At 62.8% G+C, this 19808-nt stretch carries 19 protein-coding genes; 4 read left to right on the top strand and 15 right to left on the bottom strand.

What is annotated here, in order from left to right:
• Positions 1-9: 9 nt before the first annotated feature.
• From ACFQ95_RS13080 to ACFQ95_RS13050, 7 genes are all read right to left on the bottom strand, one after another.
• Positions 10-1182, bottom strand: coding sequence for a response regulator (locus ACFQ95_RS13080; RefSeq protein WP_422831563.1), 1173 nt, complete (start codon positions 1180-1182; stop codon positions 10-12).
• 470 nt (positions 1183-1652) lie between these two features.
• Positions 1653-2672 carry a Bug family tripartite tricarboxylate transporter substrate binding protein gene (locus ACFQ95_RS13075; protein ID WP_422831561.1) on the bottom strand — a complete coding sequence of 340 codons (1020 nt, stop codon included), beginning with the start codon at positions 2670-2672 and terminating at the stop codon, positions 1653-1655.
• Positions 2673-2826: 154 nt separating this feature from the next.
• Positions 2827-3597 carry an amino acid ABC transporter ATP-binding protein gene (locus ACFQ95_RS13070; protein WP_422831829.1) on the bottom strand — a complete coding sequence of 257 codons (771 nt, stop codon included), beginning with the start codon at positions 3595-3597 and terminating at the stop codon, positions 2827-2829.
• A 7-nt stretch (positions 3598-3604) separates the two neighbouring features.
• A complete protein-coding gene (locus ACFQ95_RS13065; protein WP_422831559.1) occupies positions 3605-4270 on the bottom strand; it encodes an amino acid ABC transporter permease in 666 nt (221 codons plus the stop codon).
• A gap of 112 nt (positions 4271-4382) precedes the next feature.
• Entirely contained in the window at positions 4383-5054 is a 672-nt protein-coding gene (locus ACFQ95_RS13060) for an amino acid ABC transporter permease (RefSeq protein ID WP_422831557.1), read from the bottom strand.
• Between the two features lie 153 nt (positions 5055-5207).
• A complete protein-coding gene (locus ACFQ95_RS13055) occupies positions 5208-6002 on the bottom strand; it encodes a transporter substrate-binding domain-containing protein (RefSeq protein WP_422831556.1) in 795 nt (264 codons plus the stop codon).
• Positions 5999-6826 (bottom strand): GntR family transcriptional regulator, encoded by an 828-nt coding sequence (locus ACFQ95_RS13050; protein ID WP_422831555.1) that lies wholly within the window; start codon positions 6824-6826, stop codon positions 5999-6001. Before ACFQ95_RS13050 ends, ACFQ95_RS13055 begins: the two co-directional genes overlap by 4 nt.
• A 371-nt stretch (positions 6827-7197) precedes the next feature.
• On the opposite strand from ACFQ95_RS13050, the gene ACFQ95_RS13045 reads away from it, so the two are divergent.
• Entirely contained in the window at positions 7198-8910 is a 1713-nt protein-coding gene (locus tag ACFQ95_RS13045; protein ID WP_422831554.1) for a long-chain fatty acid--CoA ligase, read from the top strand.
• A gap of 100 nt (positions 8911-9010) precedes the next feature.
• The gene (locus tag ACFQ95_RS13040; RefSeq protein ID WP_422831552.1) at positions 9011-10648 is read left to right on the top strand and encodes a S1/P1 nuclease; all 1638 of its coding nucleotides are present in this window, start codon (positions 9011-9013) and stop codon (positions 10646-10648) included.
• 7 nt (positions 10649-10655) lie between these two features.
• Here the strand turns inward: ACFQ95_RS13040 and ACFQ95_RS13035 are convergent, their stop codons facing one another.
• The 8 genes from ACFQ95_RS13035 to ACFQ95_RS13000 all read right to left on the bottom strand — a co-directional run bounded on the left by ACFQ95_RS13035 (position 10656) and on the right by ACFQ95_RS13000 (position 17276).
• A complete protein-coding gene (locus ACFQ95_RS13035) occupies positions 10656-10961 on the bottom strand; it encodes an NIPSNAP family protein (RefSeq protein WP_422831551.1) in 306 nt (101 codons plus the stop codon).
• A gap of 75 nt (positions 10962-11036) precedes the next feature.
• Positions 11037-12299, bottom strand: coding sequence for a hypothetical protein (locus tag ACFQ95_RS13030; RefSeq protein ID WP_422831549.1), 1263 nt, complete (start codon positions 12297-12299; stop codon positions 11037-11039).
• A 12-nt stretch (positions 12300-12311) separates the two neighbouring features.
• A complete protein-coding gene (locus tag ACFQ95_RS13025) occupies positions 12312-12914 on the bottom strand; it encodes a restriction endonuclease (protein ID WP_422831547.1) in 603 nt (200 codons plus the stop codon).
• Positions 12911-14203, bottom strand: a complete 1293-nt coding sequence (locus tag ACFQ95_RS13020) for a hypothetical protein (RefSeq protein ID WP_422831545.1) — start codon at positions 14201-14203, stop codon at positions 12911-12913. Before ACFQ95_RS13020 ends, ACFQ95_RS13025 begins: the two co-directional genes overlap by 4 nt.
• A 43-nt stretch (positions 14204-14246) precedes the next feature.
• Positions 14247-15005 (bottom strand): hypothetical protein, encoded by a 759-nt coding sequence (locus ACFQ95_RS13015; protein ID WP_422831543.1) that lies wholly within the window; start codon positions 15003-15005, stop codon positions 14247-14249.
• Positions 15006-15133: 128 nt separating this feature from the next.
• Positions 15134-15709, bottom strand: coding sequence for a hypothetical protein (locus ACFQ95_RS13010; RefSeq protein ID WP_422831542.1), 576 nt, complete (start codon positions 15707-15709; stop codon positions 15134-15136).
• Entirely contained in the window at positions 15706-15984 is a 279-nt protein-coding gene (locus ACFQ95_RS13005; protein ID WP_422831541.1) for a DnaJ domain-containing protein, read from the bottom strand. Before ACFQ95_RS13005 ends, ACFQ95_RS13010 begins: the two co-directional genes overlap by 4 nt.
• A 230-nt stretch (positions 15985-16214) precedes the next feature.
• Positions 16215-17276 carry an NADP-dependent oxidoreductase gene (locus ACFQ95_RS13000; RefSeq protein WP_422831540.1) on the bottom strand — a complete coding sequence of 354 codons (1062 nt, stop codon included), beginning with the start codon at positions 17274-17276 and terminating at the stop codon, positions 16215-16217.
• Positions 17277-17531: 255 nt separating this feature from the next.
• Between ACFQ95_RS13000 and egtB the strand changes: the two genes are divergently transcribed.
• Together egtB and egtD are read left to right on the top strand one after the other, a co-directional pair.
• Positions 17532-18812 carry an ergothioneine biosynthesis protein EgtB gene (gene egtB / locus ACFQ95_RS12995; protein ID WP_422831538.1) on the top strand — a complete coding sequence of 427 codons (1281 nt, stop codon included), beginning with the start codon at positions 17532-17534 and terminating at the stop codon, positions 18810-18812.
• Positions 18809-19807: an L-histidine N(alpha)-methyltransferase gene (gene egtD / locus ACFQ95_RS12990; protein ID WP_422831536.1), complete on the top strand. Its 999-nt coding sequence runs from the start codon at positions 18809-18811 to the stop codon at positions 19805-19807. Before egtB ends, egtD begins: the two co-directional genes overlap by 4 nt.
• The last annotated feature ends 1 nt before the right edge of the window (position 19808 follow it).

Below are 19808 nucleotides of genomic sequence, written 5' to 3'. Positions count from 1 at the left end.
GGCGCGGGCTCAGCCCTGCACAATGTCGTCACCTCTGGCGAGCGCCAGGTCTTCAGCCTTCTGCGCCATGTCGGCGTCGGTGTCGGCAAACTGCTGCGCGATGCGCTCGAACTCCTGCACCAGGCCAAGAAAGGTGTCCAGTATGTCGGGGTCGAAATGGCTGCCTCGGCCTTCGCGCATGATGCCGACCGCCTTCTCGTGCGGCATGCCTTCCTTGTAGACACGGCGGCTGATCAAGGCGTCATACACATCGGCCACCGCCATGATGCGGGCCGACAGCGGAATGGCCTCTCCCGCGAGCCCTTGCGGGTAGCCGCTGCCGTCCCATTTCTCCTGATGGCCGTAGGCAATTTCCTTTGCGTACTGCAAAAACTCCACCGGCATGCCGAGTTGGTCTTCCGCATGCTGGATCGCGTCGCGACCCAGCGCCGGGTGACGCTTCATGATCTCGAATTCGTGCGGCTCGTAACGGCCGGGCTTGAGCAGGATGCGGTCCGGAATGCCAATCTTGCCGATGTCGTGTAATGGCGCCGACTTGTACAGCATCTCTATCACGTGGTCCGACAAATGGCTCTCAAACCGTGGGTGGGTTTTCAGGGCGTTTGCCAGCACCCGCACATAGTGCTGTGTGCGCCGGATGTGGTTGCCGGTTTCGTTGTCGCGTGTTTCGGCCAGCGACGCCATCGCCAGGATGGTGACGTCCTGGATGGCATTCACCTCGCGCGTGCGCTTTTGCACCTCGGCATCCAGAAACTGGTTTTGGTTGCGCAAAAAATCTGCACCGGCCTTGGCCTGCAACTGCGTGGCCACCCGCGCCAACACAATCGGTGGGTTGATCGGTTTGGTGATGAAGTCAGCGGCGCCCAGGGCCAGGCCTTGCTGCTCATCCGCCGTGCTCGACATGGCCGTCAAGAAGATGATGGGAATGTGCGCCGTGCGGGGGGTGGCCTTGAGTTGGCGACAAACGTCGTAGCCCGAGAGTCCGGGCATCATCACGTCGAGCAAGATGAGATCGGGTGGAGCGTCGTCCCGAATGATCTGCAGCGCCTTGTCACCAGAGCCACAAAGCTTGATGCGATAGAGGTCTTTCAACAAGCCCGACAGCAGCCACAGGTTGTCCGGGGAGTCATCCACCGCAAGGATCGTCGGCTTCTCAGGAAATCCCAAGGAACTCTGCGGCATTGGCCCTCCTGTGCGGTTGAACGTGCACTGGTTTGGCACTATCGCGCAGCCCAATTGAATTGGCAAGGCCGGCTATCCCTGGTCAAATACGCAGCATGCATATTGTCTTATCGTCGCAACGCGTAGGGGGCGGCCAGCGTACGGCCAGCGACTTTGCGGAATAACCACTGTGACGGCCAAATCCGTGTTGGGGAACGACGGTTCTTTGACAAGTGAAGTCGATTCGGCTGCTGATCGGGCGTGGCACAAAGCGCAGCCATGCCACCAAGCCGTCACATCGACGCCAAAATCAGACTCAGACCCGCGGGCAACATCGAGGTGTTGCCCGCTTTGCTTCGGCGAACAGGCGCAGTTCGCCGCCACGCGTGAGACCTTTGAGCGTGTTGCCGAGCGAGCCGGCAGACCCATGAGCAACAGCATCCGTGCCGGCGTGGAGATAGAGCGTCGCCCCGACACGGCCGCCGGCCACCTTAATCCGGCTTGATGTTCGCCCGTGCAATCACCTTCTTCCAGCGTTCCTGTTCGGCGGCGATGAATTGCGCAAACTGCTCCGGCGTGCCGCCTATGGCCTCGGCCGCGTCGCCGCGCAGCCGCTCCTGGGCGGCGGGTGCACGCACGGCCTTCATGGTTTCTGCCGAGAGCTTGGCAAGGTGGGGTGCGGTCATATTGGCCGGGGCCAGCATGCCGTACCACTGCGTCATCTCAAAGCCGGGAAAACCTTGTTCGGCCACGGTGGGCACATCAGGCAACTGCGGCAGGCGTTTGGCTGAACCCGTGGCGATGCAGCGCACCTTGCCTGATTTGATGAAGGGGATGATGGCCGCCGCGCCAATGGCGGACGCATCCAGCCGGCCGGAGAGCAGGTCGGTGAGCATGGGGCCGGTGCCGCGGTAGGGCACGTGCAGCATAAAAAAGCCCGAGGTCATCTTCAGGTACTCAAAGGCCAGATGCCCGGCGCTGCCGTTGCCGGCCGATCCATAACTCAGCTTGCCGGGTTTGGATTTGGCATAGGCAATAAATTCGGTGAGGTTTTTTGCGGGCACATCCGGGTGCACCACGTACAGGCTGGGCACCTTGGCCAGCAGGCTCACAGGCTTGAAGTCCTTGTTGGCGTCGTAGGGCAGCTTGTCGAAGATGTAGGGGTTCACGGCCAGCGTGCCGATATGCCCCAGGATGATGGTGTGCTGGTCTTCGCTGCGCGCCACCTCGGCCATGGCGATGTTGCCCGCCGCACCGGGCTTGTTGTCGACAAACACGCTTTGGCCCAGGGTGGTGCTGAGTTCGGCGGCAGTGGAGCGGGCGACGATCTCCGAGCTGCCGCCGGGTGCGAAGGGCACCACGAAGCGCACCGCCTTGCTGGGCCAGTTGGCCTGTGCAGTGGCCAGGCCCGGTGCCAGACCTGTTAGACCCAGCGCGCTGCTGGCTTGCAAAAATCTGCGCCGCGCCTGTTGCTCAGGGCTTGCATGGCCATCGCGAGTGTTTGCAAACATGCTTGTCTCCATTTTTTGCTTCGAAGACTGCCATGTTGCCCTAGTTTTGCGCGGCGCCGACGCGAGCAGGGTTTCACATAGGCATTAAAAAATGCCCAAGCCTCGCCCGGTTGCGGCGGCGTGTATGCACCGTGTGTGTGGTCGAAATGACGGCCTAGTCGTGTAGCGACGACAGGAACTGCTTCAACTCGGCCGTCTGCGGATGGCCAAACAGCTCGGCCGGCGGGCCCATTTCGTGGACCCGGCCCTGGTGCATGAAGATCACACGGTCGGCCACCTTGCGCGCGAAGCTCATTTCGTGCGTGACCATCAGCAGTGTCATGCCTTCGTCGGCCAATCCTTCGACCACACGCAGGACTTCGCCCACCAGTTCGGGGTCGAGCGCCGAGGTGATTTCGTCGCACAGCAGCACGGCAGGTTCCATGGCCAGCGCGCGCGCAATCGCCACGCGTTGTTGTTGACCGCCGGAGAGTTGGTCCGGCCAGGCGTCGATTTTTTCGGCCAGGCCCACACGGGCCAGCAGGCGGCGCGCTTGCTCCATACCCGCGGCATCGGCTTGTTTCTTCACCAGCTTGGGCGCCAACATCACGTTCTGGCCCACGGTCAAATGGGGGAACAGGTTGAAGCCCTGGAAGATCATGCCCACGCGCTGGCGCAGCTCGCGCATGGCCATGGCGCTTTCGTACAGCAGCGGTTTGTCGTCTACGCGCAGGGCACCTTCCTGAAAGACCTCCAGCCCGTTGATGCAGCGCAGCAGCGTGCTTTTGCCCGAGCCGCTTTTGCCGATGATGGCGATGACCTCGCCGCGCTTCACGTCCAGGTCTATGCCCTTCAACACCTCGTTGCTGCCGTAGGACTTGCGCAGCGCGGTGATGCGCACGATGGTGTCGCCAAGCTTGTCGGCGGCCTGGGCGACGGCGGCCATTTCGGGGTTAGTTGCGGGCTGCATGCATCTTCCTTTCGAGCGACTTGGCGTAAAAACTGACGGGGAAACACAGAACGAAATACATCAAAGCGACAAAGCTGTAGATCAGGAAAGGCTTGAACGTGGCGTTGGCAATCATGGTGCCGGCCTTGGTGAGTTCAATGAAACCAATGACCGAGGCCAGTGCTGTGCCCTTGATGACCTGCACCAGGAAACCGACCGTGGGCGGGATGGCGATCTTGATCGCCTGCGGCAGGATGATGTGGCGCATCTGCTCTGAAAAGTTCAGCGCCAGGCTGCCCGAGGCTTCCCACTGGCCCTTGGGAATGGCCGCCACACAACCACGCCAAATCTCCGTGAGGTAGGCGCTGGTGTAGAGCGTCAGCGCCAATGCTGCCGACACCCAGGCCGAGGTGTTGAAGCCAAACAGCGCCAGGCCGAAGTAGGCCAGGAACAATTGCATCAGCAGCGGCGTGCCCTGAAAAACCTGCACATAGCCCGAGATGAAGGCCGAGATGGCCGGGCCCATGCCACGTGCCGGGGCCAGGCGCAGCATCAGCAGCAACATGCCGACGATGCCGCCGCCTATGAAGGCGATGAGGGAGAGGCTGATGGTCCAGCGCGCTGCCATCAGCAGGTTGCGCAGGATGTCCCAGATGGCGAAGTCAACCATGGTGGATCCTTAAACGAAGTGGGGCCTGCGCGCGGAGCCGCCCCAAGGGCAGGCCGCAGCCCCTTGGGGGGTAGCGAGTACACGCAGTGAGGTAGCCTGGGGACTCATGTTCTTAGCGGCCGTAGACAAAGCGAGGGCCTATCCAGTTCAGCAGGCGGCGCACGCCCATGGCCAAGGCCAGGTAGATCAGCGTGGCCACGATGAAGGCTTCAAACGCGCGGAAGTTGCGGCTCTGTATCAGGTTGGCGGCGTAGCTCAGCTCCTGGGTGGAGATTTGCCCGCACACCGCCGAACCCAGCATCACGATGATGATCTGGCTCACCAGCGACGGCCAGATCTTCTTCATGGCCGGTGGCAGCACCACACGTGTGAACACCTGCATGCGGTTCAGCGCCAGGCTCACGGCAGCTTCAATCTGGCCCTTGGGTGTGGCATCGATGCCGGCGCGGATGATCTCGGTGGCGTAGGCCGCGAGGTTGATCACCATGGCCAGGATGGAGGCGACTTCGGGTGACAGCTTGAAACCCATGGCGGGCAGGCCGAAGAAGATGAAGAACAACTGCACGATGAACGGCGTGTTGCGGATCAACTCCACGTAGATGGACACCAGCCATTGCAGCCATTTGGGCGCACGTGTTTCGCGGCTGCGCACCCAGGCGCAGGCAATGCCCAGCACCAGGCCTATGACGGTGGCGATCAGCGTCAACCACAAGGTCCAGCCCACGCCCTTGAGAAGCAAGGGCCATTGGCTCAGGATGGCGGAAAAGTCGAAAGCGATTTTCATGGCGATGGGCGTCCTTGCGCGAGGCTGCTTAGGTGCGAGCTGTAAAAGATATTCCGTTTCCAGATCAAGCGTGAACGCGAAGACGAAGCGCAGACATTACAAGGCGTAAGGCAAGCGAAGTCGACAAAGTGCACGCTTGATCTGGGAGCGGAATTACAGAGGCAGGTCGCCTGCTGGACGACCCAGCCACTTGTTGGCCATCTTGTCGAGTTCGCCGCTCTTCTTGGCGTCGACAATGATTTCGTTGACCTTCAGGCGCAGCTTGTCCTCACCCTTGGCCACGCCTATGAAGTTGGGCGAGTCTTTCAGCAGCAGCTTGTATTCGGTGTTGAGTTGCGGGTTCTTGGCCATCATGCTGCCGGCCACCGATGCGCCGGTGGCGATCAGTTGCACCTGGCCCGAGACGAAGGACGACACGGTGACGTTGTTGTCTTCAAAACGTTTCACGTCGGTGCCGGCGGGGGCGAGCTTGCCGAGTTCCTGGTCTTCCATGGCGCCGCGCGTCACGCCCACGGTTTTGCCGTTCAGGTCGGCCCAGCTTTTGATGTTCATGCTCTTGGGGCCAAACACCGCCTGGAAGAAGGGCGAGTAGGCGGCGGTGAAGTCGATCACCTTTTCACGCTCGGGGTTCTTGCCCAGGGTGGAGATCACCAATTCGGCCTTCTTGGTCTGCAGGTAGGGGATGCGGTTGGCGCTGGTCACGGGGGCCAATTCCAGTTCCACGCCCAGTTTGCTGGCGATCAGCTTGGCCATGTCGATGTCCAGGCCTTGGGGCTTCAGGTCGGTGCCGACAAAACCGTAAGGCGGGTAGTCTGTGGGGATGGCGATGGTGATCTTCTTGGCCTTGAGCACGTCGTCCAACGCGGTTTGTGCCATGGCGCTGCCAGCGGCGCCGAGCAGGGCCAAGGCGGCGATGGTGATGGAGAGGTGGCGTTTCGACTTGTTCATAACAAAGCTCCTAGGTAGGTGGATGGGTCGTCGTCGGTAGAGGAAATAGCGCGGGCAGGGTGCTGCTTGCCACGTTTGCCGTTGGCTGCAGGTTTCGGTTGGGGTGAGACGTTCGTGACATTTTTGCTGGTGAGCAAGTCCTGTGCCTTGGTTTGTTTACCCACGGGTGCCAAGGCGTGGCGCAGCTCGGCCAGCGGGTCGATGCTAGGCGCCAGGCGCAGCGCGTCCTGCACGGTGCCGATGTGCTCGCGCATCAACTGTTCGGCCAGCGCCATGTCGCCACGCTCCAGCGCGGCAACGATTTGTACGTGTTCTTCACATGATTGCGCCGCGTTGTGCGACGACTGGTAGAGCATGGCGATGAGTGTGGTGCGCGCGGTGAAGTCGCGCAGCGTGTCGGCCAGCAGGCTGTTGCCCAGACACTCGGCCAGGCACACATGAAAGTCGCCCAGCAGGTAACTGCGTGCGCCCACGTCGTCGCTAGCCAGCGCCGCCTTCTCGCGACTCAGGTGTTGCTTCAGTCGCTTGATGGCGGGTTTGCCCACGGCAGGCAGGGTGCGGATCAGGCCGGTCTCGATCACACGGCGCGCCTCAAACGCCTCACGTGCTTCTTCTTGCGAGGGTTCGATCACATACCAGCCGCGCCGGGCACTCACGGTGACGATGCCGCGTGCGGCCAGCCGCGTGAGCGCTTCACGCACCACGGTGCGGCTGCAATCAAACAGCAGCGCTAGCGGCTGCTCACCCAGGCGTGCACCGGGCGCGAGCTTCTGCGCCATCACTGCTTCGATGATGCGTTCGCTTATTTCTGCTGCGGTTGTCATATCAGATCAGTACGCACAAGCCATGCCAACTGATATACAAGATTGATGCACCTATTCGGTTCATTTGCGTGGGCCACCTGGCGTGTGCTGCACCAAGCGCGGGGCCTGAGGGCAGGGCGTTGCGAAACATGCACCAAGATGTGTGTTGATGTTTCGAGGGTGAAATCGAGTGCTCCTAAAACAGAAGCTGCTTGCGCATATGCAGCAGGCGCAAAGGGGCCGTTTGGCTTAAATCCTGAACAAAGGTGACAGAGGTGCGGGCTGCCCCGGCTAGGCAGGTACGGTGGGGTTCCGTATGCTGCGTTGATGCATTTCAGAGCGCCCGCCATACACGGCAGGGCCGCCGACCTTCCGACCAGGAGACAACTCGCATGCCTGCAAGCCCACGCGCCCACTTCCGCTTCTGGCCCCGCCGCCTGCCACACCAGATCACCGTGCCCGCCACCTCGCTGTGGGACAACCTGGCCACCAGTGCCCGCCGCTACCCGCACAAGGCCGCGCTGGTGTTCTTTGGCAGTGTGATCAGCTATGCCGAATTGCTGGCGCAGGCCGAGCGCCTGGCCAGCCACTTGGCCGCCATGGGGGTGCAGCGCGGTGACCGCGTGTTGCTCAATATGCAGAACTGCCCGCAACTGGTGGTGGCGCACTTTGCGATTCTGCGGGCCAACGCGGTGGTGGTGCCGGTGAATCCCATGAACCGTGCCGAAGAGCTGAAGCACTACATCCTCGACCCCGAGGCCAAGCTGGCCATCACCACCGCCGACCTGGCGCCCATGCTGCTGCAGGCCAACGACGTATTGCCGCCCAACCAGCGCCTGATGCACCTGGTGCTGACCCGCTACACCGATAGCTTTGATGCGAATGTGAGCGGCGACAACGCCCCCTCAGCCGCCTGGCGCGAATGGCTGACCGCCGTGCCCGACTTGCCAGAAGCGCCCAGCGCGCAAATCCACAACTGGAGCGCGCTGATGGCCAATGCCTCGGTGCCCGCGCCCACGCTGGTCGTGGGCCCGCAAGACCTGGCGTTGCTGCCCTACACCAGCGGCACCACCGGCCTGCCCAAGGGCTGCATGCACCGGCACGCCAGCATCATGCACAACGCCGTGGCCAGCGCCGTGTGGGGGGCGTGCACCTCCGAGAACATGACGCTGGCGGTCATTCCAATGTTCCACGTCACGGGCATGGTCAGCATGCTCCACTGCAACATCTACTGCGGCGCCACCATCATCATCATGCCGCGCTGGGACCGCGAACTGGCCGGCCGCCTGATCTCGCAGTGGCGCGTGACACACTGGACCAATATCCCCACCATGGTGGTCGACCTGCTGGCCAGCCCCAACATGGCGCAATTCGATTTGTCCAGCCTGGTCTATATCGGCGGTGGTGGTGCGGCCATGCCACAGGCGGTGGCGCAGCGCCTGCTGGAGCAATACGGCCTGCGCTACAACGAAGGCTACGGCCTGACCGAAACGGCAGCGGCATCTCACAGCAACCCGTATGAGCATCCGCACCAGCAGTGCCTGGGCATTCCGTTCATGGGGGTTGACTCGCGTGTGGTCGATCCCGAGACGCTGCAAGAAATGCCCGTGGGTGAATCCGGCGAAATCATCACCCACGGCCCGCAGCTGTTCCACGGCTACTGGAAGCGGCCCGACGCCACCGAGGCCACGTTTGTGCAGCTCGACGGCAAGCGTTTCTTCCGCACCGGCGACCTGGGCCGTGTCGATGCCGATGGTTTTTTCTACCTGACCGACCGGCTGAAACGCATGATCAACGCCAGCGGCTACAAGGTCTGGCCGGCCGAGGTGGAGGCGCTGATGTTCCGCCACCCGGCGGTGCAGGAAGCGTGTGTGATCTCCACACGCGACAGCTACCGGGGCGAAAGTGTCAAAGCCGTGGTGGTGCTGCGCGCCAGCCATCAAGGCCAGGTCAGCGAGGCCGAGATGATCGCCTGGTGCCGCGAAAACATGGCCGTCTACAAAGCGCCCACACACGTGGCATTTGTCGAGGCGCTGCCCAAGAGCGGCGCCGGCAAGGTGATGTGGCGCACGCTGCAGGAAGCGGAGAACGCGGCCCAGGGCTAGGCTGGTTGCATAGCCGCAACGGCTTTGCAAAGATGGGCAACGCCTTCGCTTGATGCGCGGCCCTGGCGCTAATATTTGGTTCACAAACCCAGGGGCGCTCATGAAACTTGCAGCAGTTGTGGTGGCCGCCGTGATGGCCTCAGGCCTCTCGGCCAACGTACAAGCTTTTGGTACCGAGGGCCACGCGCTCATCGCCAACATGGCGCAAGCGCACCTGGTGCCCGTGGCCAAGGCCGAGGTGTTGCGCCTGCTGGCGCTGGAGAACGCCAAAAGCCTGGAAGATGTGGCGTCATGGGCCGATGCCCACCGCAACAGCCACCCCGATACCGGCCCGGCGCACTACGTCAACATTCCGCTGTCCGAGCAAACCTATGTTGAAGACCGTGACTGCCACGGCGACAAAGACAACCGCCGAGTGCCCGAGCTGACCTGCATCGTCGCCAAGCTTGCCGACGCCACCCGCGTGCTAGCCGACCGCAAAAAGCCTGATGGCGAGCGGCTGCAGGCGCTGAAGTGGGTCACCCATCTGGTGGGTGACGTGCATCAGCCCATGCACGTCACCGACAACCAGGACCGTGGCGGCAACTTGCTGGCCTTTGCCTATTCGGAGCGCGCGAAAAACCTGCATGCCGTGTGGGACAGCGGCCTCATCGAAAAACACTACGGCTGGGTTTTGGGCGCCGACTACACGTACGACCGTGCCGCCGTGCAAAAGGCCGCCGAGCAGATGGATGCCGCCATTTCGCCCGAGCAACGCCGTGCCTGGGCCCCGCAATACAACGCACGTGAATCGGATGTGGTGCAGTGGGTCAACCAAACCCACCTGCTGGCGGCCGCCGCCTACCTCAATGTGCCGCCCGTCAAAAACGATGCCTCGCTGGCGCGTTACCAGGCCAGCTTCTGGCCGCTGGCCCAGGAGCAACTGCAGAAGGCCAGCGTGCGCCTGAGTGCCGTGTTGAACCTGGCCTTGGCATCGGGCGAGCGCTGCCCAGGCGTGCCCGGCATGGCCTTCTACGCCGGCCCCTACGGCGGCACCGAAGACCAGCTCAGCCCCGACGACTTCGCCCGCGATGCCTACTGCGCCGATCTGTTCAAGAAAACCAGGTACCCGAACGGTTTTGTTGGCATCTATGGCAGCTCACGCATAGGCGAGGCCAGTGCCAACCCAGACCCGGCCATCGCCGCCGCCAACAACGCGCTGTACAGCGGTGTGCGCACCTTCGCCGAGAAGTGGACGCGGCAGTACGGCGGCAAGCTGCCCATACTCACCGGCGCCGGTCCGGGCCTGATGGAAGCCGCGAGCCGGGGCGCCACCGAGGCTGGTGGCCCCAGCATTGGCTACACCACCTACTACGACCCCAAGCACGACCCACTGGTCGCCTTCTGGCCTTACAAGGGCCAAGCCATCACCAGCGACGGCCTGATCTTCACAAGCGTGGCCATGCGCGAAAGCGCCATGCTGGCGCATTCCGCCGTGATCATCATCGGCCCCGGTGGCACCGGCACCGCGTGGGAGATCTTCCAGGCGATAGAAAGCTTGAAGAGCAAACAACTCACACCCGTGCCGGTGTTCCTGATCGGCCACAAAGCCACTCACTGGGCCACGTTCTACGCGCTGGTTGATGACATGGTGGCGCGCGGCACACTACGCCGCGAAGAGGTCTACAGCCGCGTCACCCACGTGGAAAACGTGGATGTATTGTTTGAGGCGGTGCAGGCGCGGGTGAACCTGAAGTAGCCATGGCTTACTCAAACACCGGCCTAAAGAAGGTGCGCTCGTAGCTCACGATGCAGCGTGTTTCTTCGGCGTATTTGAACGCCGCCAGGCATTCGGCGTCGTTGAACGACTTGGCGCGGTATTCCTCGTAGGCGGCCAACGACGGAAACGAGAACGATGCCAGCGCAATATTGTTCGCGCCCTCAGACGGCAGCAGATAACCGTGGTGAATGCCGCCAAATTTCTTCACCAGCGGAATCCAGACCTTGCCGTAGTGCTCAAACTCCTTGAGCTTGAAGGGATCGATGACGTAGCGCAGGTGGCAGGTGATCATGGCGGGCTCCTGGGGTAGTGAAGGTCAGCGCATAGTTTCGCTCAAGCCGCTCCCTCTGCGCGCCTTGGCTTGTGGTCAGCGGTACAGCGGCAAGGCGCCAATCCGTTCCTCAATCACCGCGCGCAAGCGCTGTACCGCAGGCCCATCGACGCTGCCGAAGCGGCGCGCGAAGTCGGCTTGCTGCAGGTCTTCGGGCAGGTCGTCGACTGGCGGCAGCAAGACGGCGGAACCCTGGGCCATGAACTGCTGCAGGCGACGCGCACCGGCCAAGGTTTCGCTGGCTTGTTCGCCCAGGCGGGTGCCGGCGCGGTCGGCGGCGAGGTCGTTGAACGAGAAGCCGCTGCCGCCGCGTGCGTCGTTGATTTCCTTGTACAGGCCCACGGCGTCGGCCAGCGGGCTGCCGGCGGTGGCGGCCAGGGCGGCAGAGACGGTGAAGTGTTGTGCCGAGTCGGCGCGCCCGTTCAAGCGAATCGGCCGCGGGCTGGCAGGTACCAGGGGCTCGTTGCTGGGCAGCAAGGCGCTCAGCGGTTCACCGTTCACATACATGGCCAGTGCAATCAGTGCGGCGCGGTTCTCGGCCACGGCTTGTGTGTCGTCGGCACTGCGCGCGGCGGCCAGGGCCAGCAGGGGTGGCAGCAGGGCGTCCAGCGTCTGGACTTGTGCCGTGGCCAACCATTGCCCATAGGCTTTGACGCGGGCCTGGTCTTCGGCAAACCAGCGGGGGCTGCCCATGGCATCGGGTGGCAGGCCGCGCCAGGTGTAGTCGACCTGGAGGCTTGTGGGGCTGGCCTGTATCTGGGTGATGCTGTCGAGCAGGGCGCTGATAGTGCGCGAGTTGTCGCGCAACTGCTGCAGCGCAAAGGCCGCCAATGGGTTGGCCAGCAAGGTCGGTAGCGGCAAGCGGCCGATGTGGAGTTGGCTGATGGAGACGGCTGCGCCGTCCACGCGCAGTTCCAGCTGCAGATTGAGGTAGGGGTGAGCCGTGCCCAGCGGTAAGGCTGGCAACCGCGTAGACGACGCCCACGATGCGCCACCGGCGCGTAACTCGAGCCGCGAGGCGGTGCGGCCAAAGCGTTGGCTGAGGTAGCGCGCCGTGAGGTCAAGGTCGGCTTGCGAGACGGTGATTTTGCCTGGGCTGCCCACACGCAAGCGGCGCGGGTCGTTGCTGTTGAACAGCGCCACGGCGCGCTCTATGTGTTCTGGCGTGAAGGCCACCGCCGGTGGCGCCACGCGGGCCTGGGTTTCGATGGCGAGGTAAAGCGCCGTGGCACCGGCCAAAAGGCTGGCGATCAGTGCCGCGCCGAACAAACCCAGAGCCCAAGCCCAGCCGCGCCGCATTTTTTGGGGCGATCAGCGTGCGGCGGATGCCGTGGCGGAAGTGTTTGGCAATGGCATCAACAACAGCGCCAGGTTTTCACCCTGTGCCACCTTGATGCCGTGTTCGCGCGCATAGGCTGCGGCGGCTTCAGAAAACGTGCCCAGCGTGAGGATCTGGCAGGCGCTGACGTCTTGCTGCTGGCGCGCGGCCACCAGTTCACGCAGGCCGTCCAGGCCCACGGTTGCGGCTTTCCAGCGTTTGCCGCTGACCAGGGTGGTCGCGCCCGCCTTGTGGATGGAGAAGTCGGCCGCCGTGCCGCTGAGGCGCGTGACGGTGTAGCCGTGGCGCTGGAAAGACGACTCCACGGTGTTGGCAAAGTCGCGCCAGGGCATGGCCGCCAGTGCTTCCATGGTGGCGGCGACGCGTTTGGGGCTGGGCGCGCGTAACTGGCGCCAGGCGGCCATCACGCCGATGACGATGAACGGCCCCGAGCCCATGGCACCAAAGGTGAAGTAGGGGTCGGGTAACAGCAGGCGGGCGGCCGTGATGAAGAGGGCCGCCACGATAAAACTGATCCACCACGGCGAGCGCAGCAGAATCGCAAATAACGAGCGTTCGGCCATTTTGAACTTCATGCCTGGCTCCCGGTCTTGGCTGTTTTAGCGGCCACTTTCCTGGCCGGCTTCTTCTCGTTTTCGGTGATGTTGCAGTGGCGTTTCAAGGTGCTCATGGCTTCGGTGAGTTTGGTGTCGCGTTCGTCCATCAGGTCGCGTTGGGCTTCTTCCACAAACGCCGTCCACAGGCGCTGGTAGTCGTCGTGGTTTTCGTGCGGCGCGTAATCGTGGATGAAGGCGCTGGCGAGTTCGGCATCAAAGCCGTTTTTGCGCAGGCGGCGCACCAGTGTGCCGGCGGCCGATTCGGTGAGGATGGTCTTGCGCGTCACACCAGCGGTGATGCACAGGAACAGCGTGATCAAGGAGCTGTCGTCGGTGTGGCGCTGGGTTACCTTGACCCATTGGTCGGACACTGCACGGTCGAAGTTGCTGATGTCTTCGAGGTCTTCGTCGGTCCAGTGGTAGCGGCCCATGAAGCCCACGGCCTGCTGGAAGAGTTTGCGTACCTTCACGCTGCTGTCCAGGATTTTCGGCAGGTCTTCCAGCGCCATGCTGCGGCCTATGGCTTCTACCGTGGCGCGGTGCTCGGCGGGCAGGCCAGCGGGAATGCTCAGGCGCACACTTTTGCCAGCCGCGTGTTGTTTGCGCAGCAGCTCTACGGCCGATTCAAATTGTGGCCAGTTGGGCATGTGCTGGCGTGCGGCGGCGTGCATCAGCAAGCCGGTGCGGATCAAGGCGTCGGCGTCGGTCTGGGCGTCTTTTAATTCGCGCCGGGCCACGCCGAGTTTTTGCGCAAACCAGTAGCCTGCTTCCATGCGCTCTTCGATCAGCGTGCGTTCGGCCAGCGCGGCGCGGTAGTCGGCCAGGCTGCGCAGCGACCATTTGGCCAGCAGCGGAATGTGGTCGTCGGTAAACGTGCCACTTTCCTGCATGCTCAGGTGGGTGTGGTCCGGCATGGTGATCAAGGCGCGCAACATGTCAGAGCCACCCTTGGAGCGCGACAGCAGCGTGTGGTCGCGCAAGGAAATCGCCGCCTGGTTGATGTCGCCGTCAAACGTTTCTTCCAGGAACAGGCTCACCATGTTGACGATGCGGGTGCGCGCCAATTCGAGATCGGGCCGCAGGAACTCGGTGCCGAAATAGCGCGCAATCTGCACCATGCCTTTGGCCGCCTCCTGGTGCATGGCCTCCAGCCGGGTGGGCGTGATGATGCCGGTTTGAATACCGTGGCGCAGCGCTTTTTCGAAGTACTGGCTGTGGTCGAAAAGCGAGACCGCGTGTGCGGTGGTGGCGGAGTCTGGCGTGGACATGGGCGCGGTGCAGTTCCTGGTCTGATGGCGACTAAATAGCGGACTAAATGGCGGATTCTTCGTCCGAGTCGGCGGCGCGTTTCTTCGTGCCCTCGCCCTTGCCGTGGGTGTCGCGGCTGTGGTCGTGGTCCGGGCCGAGTTCGTCGTCCTCGCCTTCGTGTTCACCTTCCTGCTCGGCGTTGTAGGCCTTGAAGCGGGCGCGCAGAATGGTCAGCACTTCGATCAGGATGTCCGGGCACTCGGCGCGCAGCAGCCAACTGAACTCTTGCCAGTCGTGGTCAATGATTTCGTCGAGATCGACACGCGGCTTGGTGTACACGGCAGCGATCATGTTGGCTTCAGACAGCAGAGAGCCATCGTCTTCCATGGTGTCGAAGGTGCCGGTGCGCACAAAACTTTCCACCCGCGTCCAGTGCTCCAGCAGGTAGTCGGCCAGGGCATCGCAGCCGCCGTCAAGTTCACCAATGGTGCGCAGGAACTCCACGGGGTCGTGGTCCTCGCGGAAGATCACCGAATTGATCATGCCGCGCAGATGGGTGTGTGTCAGGTCCTTGTATTGCTTTTCGATGACCACGGCGCGCGCAAACTGCTGCGGCGTGACCAGCAGGTTGATCACCGACTCCTTGGAGCTGTCGTATTCGCGGATCACCGCCAGCAGATCCTTGGCCGGAAAAGTGTCGAGCGCGGCCACGAGTGCGTGGTCGCCTTCTTCGTCGGCCATGGCCACCAGGGCCGACTCGGCGCCCACGATGTCGCCGGCCAGGATCAGGCTTTGGGCTTTGATGAGAGCGGGGTAATGCATAGGCACTCCTAAAACGGGTCTACTAAATTCCGTGTCGAGATCAGCCGAGCACGCGAAGACGAAGCGCAGACATTACAGGCGTAAGGCAAGCGAAGTCGACAAAGTGGGCGGTTGATCTCGGCACGGAATTACTCTTTGCGGTCGAAACCTTGGTCGGACAGCCAGTCGGCACCGGCTTCTTCCAGGTCGGGCTTGGCGGCGTCGCTGTCGTTCAGCTCGTCGTTGTCGCCGTCCGAGTCGGCACCGTGGTCGCCACCTTCTTCGTTGTCTTCCTCGTCTTTTTCTTCTTCGGCGGCGCGCGCGGCGGCTTCAGGGTCGGCGCGGGTGTAGAGGTACTCCAGCACGGCGGCCACACACAGGAAACGGTCGCCACCGTCTTCCTGCAGCACACGCGCAATCATCGGCTGTGCCCAGGCCACCGGCACGGCGACCTGGCTCACGGCTTTCCAGCCGGGCAGGGCGTCGGGTTGCTGGCCGGCAAACTGGTCCATCTTGGCGCTGGAGTTGAAGCGAAAGCCCTGGTGGAAAGCTGCGGCCAGCATCTCGGGGCTGTCTTCCATCATCAGCACCAGAAAGTCGAGCTGGCTGCGTTTTTCGCGCAGGCGTTTCTCTAGGATGTTTTTGCCTTCGGAATCGGAGACCAGGTCGTTGATTTCGGCGTCGTAGGCGTTGGCGTGGTCGGCGAAGTAGCGGGAGAGTCTCATTTGAGGACTTCTTTCATATAGTTTTGCCAGATCTCGTGGGCGGTGTCGATGGGGCTGTCGAGCAGGCCGCGGCGGCGGTTGTCGTCATAGGTCTTGCGCTTTTCTTCGTCCGACAACACGTCGTAGGCGCTTTGCACTTCGCGAAAGCGCTGGGCCGCGTCGGGTGAAGGATTGCGGTCCGGGTGGGTCTGCGCGGCTTTCTGGCGAAAGGCTTTTTTGATGTCGGCAAGCGTTGCATCGCTTGCCAGCCCCAGGGCCGCATAGTGGTCTTGCATGGTGTGTGTGGTTTGCTTCAGCTTTGGCCGCCGGGGGCGTGCCAAACAGAGCAGCCATGGAGGCTGCTGGGTTGGAATCGCCACAAAAGGCGCAGTTCCGTGCGATTTTAACTGTTACGTCAATCTGCCCAGCGGATCAGGGCTGAGCTGATGCTTGCGAGTGAAAACCGTCGTTTGCGTAACATGGAAAAGCGCAGGCAGCTACGTATTTGGTAGCGTTTGCGCAGATTTCAAGGGATACGTGTGCCGTCGTCTTCGGCCACCTGCAGCACCAGCTTGCCGAAGTTTTCGCCGGTAAAGAGTTTGGTGAGGGCCGTGGGGAAGGTGCTCAGCCCGCGCTCCACGTGTTCGCGGCTCTTGATGCGGCCGCTGCGCAGGTGGCCCGCGAGTTCGGCCACGGCGATGGGGTAACGATCGGCGTAGTCGAACACCACAATGCCCTCCATGCGCGCGCGGTTCACCAGCAGGCTGAGGTAGTTTTTCGGGCCCTGCACGGGCTCGGTGTTGTTGTATTGGCTGACCGCGCCACAGATGATGACACGTGCCTTGCGTGCCAAACGGGCCAGCACATCGTCCAGGATGTCGCCGCCCACATTGTCGAAATACACGTCCACACCATTGCCGGCGTGGAGCTTGAGCCCGTCGCGGATGGCGCTGGGGCCGGCCTTGTAGTCTATGCAGCCATCAAAGCCCAGGTCTTTGGTGACGAAGTCGCACTTGGCCTTGCCGCCGGCAATGCCGATCACGCGGCAGCCCTTGATCTTGGCCAGTTGCCCCACGGTTTGGCCCACGGCACCGGCGGCACCCGAGATCACCACGGTTTCACCCGGCTTGGGTTGGCCCACATCCAGCAGGCCGAAGTAGCCCGTCATGCCCGGCATGCCGAGCACATTGAGCCACTGGTTCAGCGTGCCTTGTTTCAGGTCGATGTGGGTGGGGGTGCCGGCTTTGATGGCCGACTCTGGAATGCTGGCGAACTCCTGCACACCCAGGGCGCCCGAGACATGGTCGCCCACCGCAAAGCGCGGGTTTTGCGAGGCGATGACCCGGCCCACGCCACCGGCGCGCATCACGTCACCTATGGCCACGGGGGCGATGTAGCTCTTGCCCTCGTTCATCCAGCCACGCATGGCCGGGTCAAGTGAGAGTGACAGGTTTTGCACCACGATGCCGCCGGGCTCGGGCGGCTGCACCGGCTCAGAGGTGTGTTGCCAGTTGCTGGCATTGGGGCGGCCCACTGGACGCGAGGCCAGGCGGATCTGGCGGTTGGTATATTGGGCAAGATCGGTCATGAAACGCTCCTCAGCGTGGCGCGGGGTCATTCTTCTTGCCCGCTCAGACTTGGCGTTTTGGGTGCCGGCGCGGTGGCCGGGCAAGGCTTTTGTTCAGTTTAAGAAAATGTTTTGATTTCGGCAAACCGTGCTCGGCACAGTGCCACTGTGTAGGACGGCAGCGGCTTGTCATCGGTATGCAAACCAGTTTTGGGTGAATTCGGTTACGCTTTGCCGCTGTTGGTTTTCAGCCTGGTGCTCCCAGGCCCTCAGCGTATGAACCACAACACCTTGTCCCTGGTCGGGACACATGCCAGCGCCTTGGCGCCAGCGCTGAGCCCCCTGGCGCAGCACTTTTTGCAGGTGCGCGCGCACAGCCTGGCGCTGGCCAAGCCGCTTTCTGCCGAAGACCAGTGTGTACAGTCCATGCCCGATGCCAGCCCCACCAAGTGGCATCTGGCGCACACCACCTGGTTTTTTGAAACCTTGGTGTTGTGCCCTCACGTGGCGCAGTACACGGTGTTTGATACCCAGTTCTTCTACCTCTTCAACTCTTATTACGAAGCCTTGGGGCCGCGCCACCCCAGACCCATGCGTGGGCTGCTGACGCGGCCGTCGTTGGACGAGGTTCTGGCCTACCGTGCGCACGTGGACGCGGCGCTGTTGCGTTGGCTGGCCGGGGCGACGCCAGACGAGGTGGCGGCTGTGGAGCCCATGGTCACGCTGGGCCTGCACCATGAGCAGCAGCATCAGGAACTGCTGCTCACCGATATCCTGCATACGTTTTCGTGCAACCCCTTGCTGCCGGCCTATGCGCCGCAAAGCGCGCGTGATGTCGCTTGGCTGCGGCTCGCGGCCCAGCCGCAGCCGCACACCTGGCTGGCACGGGACGAGCGCATCGTCGAGGTGGGCCACGCGGTCGAGCCTGGGGCCGGTTTCGCTTTTGACAATGAAACGCCACGCCACCGCCGTTTGTTGCCGGCCTACGAGATCGGCACACGCCTGGTCAGTTGTGGCGACTATGCCGCTTTTATCGCCGATGGTGGCTACCGTAGGCCCGAGCTTTGGTTGTCGGACGGCTGGGCAGAGGTGCAGCGCCAGGGCTGGACCTGTCCGGCGTATTGGCTGGCCGAGGGTGATACACGTGCGCCAGGGGCAGGCTGGCGGGTGTTTGGCCTGCAGGGGGTGTTGCCGCTCGACCCGCATGAGGCGGTCAGCCAGCTGAGCTTTTTTGAAGCGGCGGCCTATGCCGAGTGGGCGGGTGCGCGTTTGCCCACCGAGTTCGAATGGGAGTCCGCTCTGGACGCGCCGGGCATGCTGCAGATGCTGGGCACGGTTTGGCAGTGGACGCGTTCGTCCTACGATCCATACCCCGGCTTTCGCCCCATGGCCGGTGCGGCAAGCGAATACAACGGCAAGTTCATGGTCGGGCAACTGGTGTTGCGTGGCAGCAGTGTGGCCACGCCACCGGGCCATGCCCGTGGCACTTACCGCAACTTCTTTCCGCCGGCCGCACGCTGGCAGTTTTCTGGGCTGCGCCTAGCGAGGGATTTATGAGGCTTTTTTCCACCCAACGACACAATGCCGATCCGGCGCCGGTGGCTGTCGCCACAGCCGCGGCCCGGCCCGAATCGGAGTTTGCCCACGATTTGCTGGCCGGCCTGGCGGCGCAGCCGCGCAGCATCTCCCCCAAGTATTTTTACGACGCGCGGGGCTCGGCGCTGTTCGACCAGATTTGTGAACTGCCCGAGTACTACCCCACGCGCACCGAATTGCAGATTCTGCAAACCCATGCATCCGAGATCGCCGCCTGTATAGGCCCGCGTGCCGAGCTGGTGGAGTTTGGCGCGGGCTCGCTGCGCAAGGTGCGGCTGCTGCTGGATGCGATGGACCGGCCCGCGCGTTACCTGCCCATCGATATTTCGGGTGAGCATCTGCTGCAGTCGGTAGCGCGGCTGCAACAGGCCTATTCCGGGCTGGACGTTTTTCCCGTGGTGGCCGACTACACGCGCGATTTGATCCTGCCGCACACCAGTGTGGGGGCCGGACGCCGTGTGGGCTTTTTTCCGGGCTCCACCATAGGGAACTTCAGCCCCGCGCAGGCGTTGCATTTTTTGCGTCTGGCCGGGCGTGTGCTGCGCGGCGGGGCATTGCTGCTGGGCGCCGATCTGGTCAAGGAGCCAGCGCTGTTGCATGCCGCTTACAACGATGCGCAAGGGGTCACCGCGGCCTTTAATCTGAATGTGCTGGCGCGCGCCAACCGCGAGCTTGGCGCCGATTTCGATCTGAGTGCATTTGCGCACAGCGCTTTCTACAATGCACCCGAGCAGCGCATAGAGATGCATTTGATGAGCCGCCGTAGCCAGCGCATCCGTGTCTGCGGGCAGACGTTTGATTTTGCCGAAGGCGACAGCCTGCACACCGAGAATTCGCATAAGTTCACCATCGACAGCCTGCGCCATCTGGCCGTGGCGGCTGGTTTTTCTCCCGGGCCGGTGTGGACCGACGCTAACCATCTTTTCAGCCTGCACTGGTTGCAGGCGCCCACTTGAA

The organism is Variovorax sp. HJSM1_2, assembly GCF_049316285.1.
In the GTDB taxonomy this organism is placed as follows: Bacteria; Pseudomonadota; Gammaproteobacteria; order Burkholderiales; family Burkholderiaceae_C; genus Rhodoferax_B.
The sequence above is the reverse complement of the archived record's forward strand: the minus strand, read 5'-3'. Positions and strand labels throughout refer to the sequence as shown.

Coding starts and splice junctions, on each gene's coding strand:
- ACFQ95_RS13050 (WP_422831555.1), bottom strand. CDS start 6,826: ATGACAACCGCAGCAGAAATAAGCGAACGCATCATCGAAGCAGTGATG.
- ACFQ95_RS13020 (WP_422831545.1), bottom strand. CDS start 14,203: ATGTCCACGCCAGACTCCGCCACCACCGCACACGCGGTCTCGCTTTTC.
- ACFQ95_RS13060 (WP_422831557.1), bottom strand. CDS start 5,054: ATGAAAATCGCTTTCGACTTTTCCGCCATCCTGAGCCAATGGCCCTTG.
- ACFQ95_RS13040 (WP_422831552.1), top strand. CDS start 9,011: ATGAAACTTGCAGCAGTTGTGGTGGCCGCCGTGATGGCCTCAGGCCTC.
- ACFQ95_RS13025 (WP_422831547.1), bottom strand. CDS start 12,914: ATGAAGTTCAAAATGGCCGAACGCTCGTTATTTGCGATTCTGCTGCGC.
- ACFQ95_RS13065 (WP_422831559.1), bottom strand. CDS start 4,270: ATGGTTGACTTCGCCATCTGGGACATCCTGCGCAACCTGCTGATGGCA.
- ACFQ95_RS13075 (WP_422831561.1), bottom strand. CDS start 2,672: ATGTTTGCAAACACTCGCGATGGCCATGCAAGCCCTGAGCAACAGGCG.
- ACFQ95_RS13030 (WP_422831549.1), bottom strand. CDS start 12,299: ATGCGGCGCGGCTGGGCTTGGGCTCTGGGTTTGTTCGGCGCGGCACTG.
- ACFQ95_RS13035 (WP_422831551.1), bottom strand. CDS start 10,961: ATGATCACCTGCCACCTGCGCTACGTCATCGATCCCTTCAAGCTCAAG.
- ACFQ95_RS13055 (WP_422831556.1), bottom strand. CDS start 6,002: ATGAACAAGTCGAAACGCCACCTCTCCATCACCATCGCCGCCTTGGCC.
- ACFQ95_RS13070 (WP_422831829.1), bottom strand. CDS start 3,597: ATGGCCGCCGTCGCCCAGGCCGCCGACAAGCTTGGCGACACCATCGTG.
- egtB (WP_422831538.1), top strand. CDS start 17,532: ATGAACCACAACACCTTGTCCCTGGTCGGGACACATGCCAGCGCCTTG.
- egtD (WP_422831536.1), top strand. CDS start 18,809: ATGAGGCTTTTTTCCACCCAACGACACAATGCCGATCCGGCGCCGGTG.
- ACFQ95_RS13015 (WP_422831543.1), bottom strand. CDS start 15,005: ATGCATTACCCCGCTCTCATCAAAGCCCAAAGCCTGATCCTGGCCGGC.
- ACFQ95_RS13080 (WP_422831563.1), bottom strand. CDS start 1,182: ATGCCGCAGAGTTCCTTGGGATTTCCTGAGAAGCCGACGATCCTTGCG.
- ACFQ95_RS13045 (WP_422831554.1), top strand. CDS start 7,198: ATGCCTGCAAGCCCACGCGCCCACTTCCGCTTCTGGCCCCGCCGCCTG.
- ACFQ95_RS13005 (WP_422831541.1), bottom strand. CDS start 15,984: ATGCAAGACCACTATGCGGCCCTGGGGCTGGCAAGCGATGCAACGCTT.
- ACFQ95_RS13010 (WP_422831542.1), bottom strand. CDS start 15,709: ATGAGACTCTCCCGCTACTTCGCCGACCACGCCAACGCCTACGACGCC.
- ACFQ95_RS13000 (WP_422831540.1), bottom strand. CDS start 17,276: ATGACCGATCTTGCCCAATATACCAACCGCCAGATCCGCCTGGCCTCG.